Source organism: Arthrobacter sp. Y3223164 (assembly GCF_059091005.1).
In genome coordinates this window covers 1-3,250 of the sequence record NZ_JBNHGF010000310.1, presented here as the reverse complement: position 1 = coordinate 3,250, position 3,250 = coordinate 1, and the positions used below count along the sequence as shown (strand labels likewise).

The window sequence follows — 3,250 nt, the reverse complement described above, 5'->3', positions numbered from 1 at the left end:
GCGGCAGCCTGGGCGCCGTCGTCGTGCACGTAGCCCGGAGCGTCGACCGAGATGAGGGGCTTGCCCACGTCCAGGGTGTCGCCGGCCGCGCCGTGCAGCACAGCGACGGTCCCCGCGAACGGACTGGGCACCTCCACCATGGACTTGGCGGTCTCCACTTCGGCGACCGGCTGGTCCACGCGGATCTCGTCGCCGACCTTGACCAGCCAGTTCACCAGCTCGGCCTCGGTCAGGCCCTCGCCGAGGTCGGGCAGTTTGAATACCTGTCGCGACATGGCTACGCGTCCTCCCACTGGAGTTCATCCACCGCGTCCAGGATGCGGTCCACGCTGGGCAGGTAGTGCCGCTCCAGCTTCGGCGCGGGATACGGAATATCGAAACCGGTCACGCGCAGCACCGGGGCGGCCAGCGAGTGGAAGCAGCGCTCCTGCACCCGCGCCACGATCTCGGAGGCGACGGACGCGAAGCCGGGGGCTTCGGCGACGACCACGGCGCGTCCGGTTTTCCGCACGGAGGCCATCACGGTTTCATCGTCGAACGGCACGATTGACCGGATATCAATGACCTCCAGCGAGCGCCCCTCCTCGGCGGCGGCCGCGGCGGCCTGCATGACGGTGGGCACGGACGGACCGTAGGTAATCAGCGTGGCGTCGGTTCCCTCGCGGGCGACGACTGCGCGGCCGATGCCGGACCCGGGGGCGGCGCCGGTTCCGGACCCGGATCCCTGCACGGTCTCCGACCCGGCCCACTGTGACTGCAGCGCTTCGAGGTCCAGCTGCTCCTTGGAGAAGTAGAGCTTCTTCGGCTCCAGGAACACCACGGGATCCGGGAAGCGGATGGCCTCGCGGAGCATGGTGTAGGCGTCCTCCACCGTGGCCGGCGCCACCACGGTCAGGCCCGGCGTGTGCGCGTAGTAGGACTCCGAGGAGTCGCAGTGGTGCTCCACTCCCCCGATCCCGCCGGCATACGGAATCCGGATCACCATCGGCAGCTTGACCCTGCCGCGGGTCCGGTTGGGCATCTTGGCCACGTGCGAGACCACCTGCTCGAACGCCGGGTAGGCGAACGCGTCGAACTGCATCTCCACCACCGGGCGGAGGCCGTTCATCGCCATGCCGATCGCCATGCCCATGATGCCGGATTCGGCCAGCGGGGTGTCGAAGCAGCGTTCCTCGCCGAACCGCTTGGTGAGGCCGTCGGTGATGCGGAAGACGCCGCCCAGCGGGCCCACGTCCTCACCGAAGACGACGACGGAGCGGTCGGCTTCCATCTCATCGGCCAGGGCCGTGTTCAGCGCCTTGGCGAACGTCATTGTTGTGCTCATGGGGTGTCCTTTTAGTCGGCGGCGGCGCTCAGGCCGACTCGCGCGAGAGCTCGTCGCGGAGCATGGCGGCCTGCTCGCGCAGCTGGCTGGTCTTTTCGGTGAAGACGAAGCGGAACAGGTCCTCCGGGTCCACATCGGTCTCGGCGTTGAGTCCGTCGCGCATCTGCGCGGCCACGGTTTCCGCCCGCTCGGCGATTTCCTTTTCGAGGGCCTCGTCCAGGAGGTGCAGTTCCTTGAGGTATGTCCGCAGGCGCACCAGCGGGTCCTTCGGCGCCCACTCGGCCACTTCGTCGTCGGTGCGGTAGCGGGTGGCGTCGTCGGCGTTGGTGTGCGACTGCATCCGGTACGTGTGTGCCTCGACCAGGGCGGGGCCGCCGCCGTCGCGGGCCCGGGTCACGGCCTTGCCGAGCACCGACAGCAACGCGGCGGTGTCGTTGCCGTCCACCCGCTCGCCCGGCATGCCGTAGCCGATGGCCTTGTGCGCCAGCGACGGCGCCACCGTTTGCTTGTTCAGCGGGACGGAGATGGCGTACTGGTTGTTCTGCACGAAGAACACGACCGGGAGGTGGAACACGGCGGCGAAGTTCAGCGCCTCGTGGAAGTCGCCCTCGCTGGTCGCCCCGTCACCGCAGAGCGCGACGACGACGGTGTCCTCGCCCTTGAGTTTGGCGGCGTGGGCGACGCCGACGGCGTGCAGCAGCTGGGTGGCCAGCGGCGTGGCCTGGATCGACACCTTGTGCTCGTAGGGATCGTAGCCGCCGTGCCAGTCGCCCTGCAGCAGGGTCAGGGTCTGCACCGGGTCGACGCCCTTGGCGATCACGGCGACGGTATCGCGGTACGTGGGGAACAGCCAGTCGTCCCGGCCCAGGCACAGGGCCGCCGCCACCTGGCAGGCCTCCTGCCCGTGCGATGAGGGGTAGACGGCCAGCCTGCCCTGGCGGACCAGTGCGTTGGCCTGGTCGTTGACGCGGCGGCCGACCACCAGTTCGCGGTAGGCGCCCAGCAGGACCTCGCCGTCGGGCAGCGGGTACTTGTCGTTGTGCACGTGTCGGCCGTCCGGGTCCACCAGCTGCACGGGCTGCCCGGAGGGCAGCATGTAGGCCTCCGCGGTGACCTGATCATCCATGCCGGGGCGGCCGGACGGGTCGGACATCGATCCCTCGATCGGGTTACCGGTTGAGATGGTCATGGTGTCTCCATTCGAATCCTGGTCGGCGGGCGCCGTTGCCTGCCGCCCCGCATGGCGCGGGCGGCCCTGGTGAAGAAACTGTGTAGCTTTAGTATGGATTCGGCTACTTTTCGTATCCACTTATGCGGGAAAACGTGGATTATCTGCTTGTCTGGCCGTAGTCTTGGAGACGAATTGTTAATGTGAGCTGGATAACCCCGCGAGGTGTAGACAGATGGCCAACGGTGCCGCCGCAAAGGTCCCGCAGCTGGATGAGATCGACCGCCGGATCCTGGCGGAGCTGACCCGGGACGGCCGGCTGTCCGTGACCGCGGTCGCCGAAAACGTGCACATCTCCCGCGCCCACGCATACTCGCGCATCGCCCGGCTGACCGAGGCGGGCGTGCTGACCAAGTTCACGGCGTTGGTGGACCCGATTAAGGCGGGACTGAAGGCATCCGCCTACGTGACCCTGAAGCTGCGCCAGCACTCCTGGCGCGAGTTGCGCGAAGCCCTGCGCGCCATTCCCGAGGTGCACCACATCGCCCTGGTCGGCGGGAACTTCGATGTCATCCTGCTGGTCCGTGCCGTGGACAACGTGGACCTGCGCCGGGTCATCTTTGACCAGATCCAGTCCATGCCCGGGATCCTCGACACCCAGACCTTCCTGGTATTCGAGGACCTCGACACCCGCTGAACCGGCCGGCGGGCCACCGGGACATGCCGCCGGCCCGCAGGTCCCGACGCCCTGCCGGCGC

The 3,250-nt window shown here is 68.2% G+C and carries 4 protein-coding genes; 1 reads left to right on the top strand and 3 read right to left on the bottom strand.

All coding sequences use genetic code 11. The features are described from left to right. The 3 genes from AC5RUJ_RS13130 to pdhA all read right to left on the bottom strand — a co-directional run. Positions 1-275: biotin/lipoyl-containing protein (locus tag AC5RUJ_RS13130; protein ID WP_494155976.1), on the bottom strand; the 275-nt coding region annotated here is incomplete at its 3' end. A gap of 2 nt (positions 276-277) precedes the next feature. Next, positions 278-1,324, bottom strand: a complete 1,047-nt coding sequence (locus AC5RUJ_RS13125; protein WP_494128805.1) for an alpha-ketoacid dehydrogenase subunit beta — start codon at positions 1,322-1,324, stop codon at positions 278-280. A gap of 28 nt (positions 1,325-1,352) precedes the next feature. After that, positions 1,353-2,513, bottom strand: coding sequence for a pyruvate dehydrogenase (acetyl-transferring) E1 component subunit alpha (gene pdhA, locus AC5RUJ_RS13120; protein ID WP_494128804.1), 1,161 nt, complete (start codon positions 2,511-2,513; stop codon positions 1,353-1,355). Between the two features lie 214 nt (positions 2,514-2,727). Between pdhA and AC5RUJ_RS13115 the strand changes: the two genes are divergently transcribed. Then, positions 2,728-3,189, top strand: coding sequence for an Lrp/AsnC family transcriptional regulator (locus AC5RUJ_RS13115; RefSeq protein WP_493978019.1), 462 nt, complete (start codon positions 2,728-2,730; stop codon positions 3,187-3,189). The last annotated feature ends 61 nt before the right edge of the window (positions 3,190-3,250 follow it).

Bases quoted from the DNA above. Each gene is read 5' to 3' on its own strand.
- pdhA (WP_494128804.1), bottom strand. From the start codon at position 2,513: ATGACCATCTCAACCGGTAACCCGATCGAGGGATCGATGTCCGACCCG.
- AC5RUJ_RS13125 (WP_494128805.1), bottom strand. From the start codon at position 1,324: ATGAGCACAACAATGACGTTCGCCAAGGCGCTGAACACGGCCCTGGCC.
- AC5RUJ_RS13115 (WP_493978019.1), top strand. From the start codon at position 2,728: ATGGCCAACGGTGCCGCCGCAAAGGTCCCGCAGCTGGATGAGATCGAC.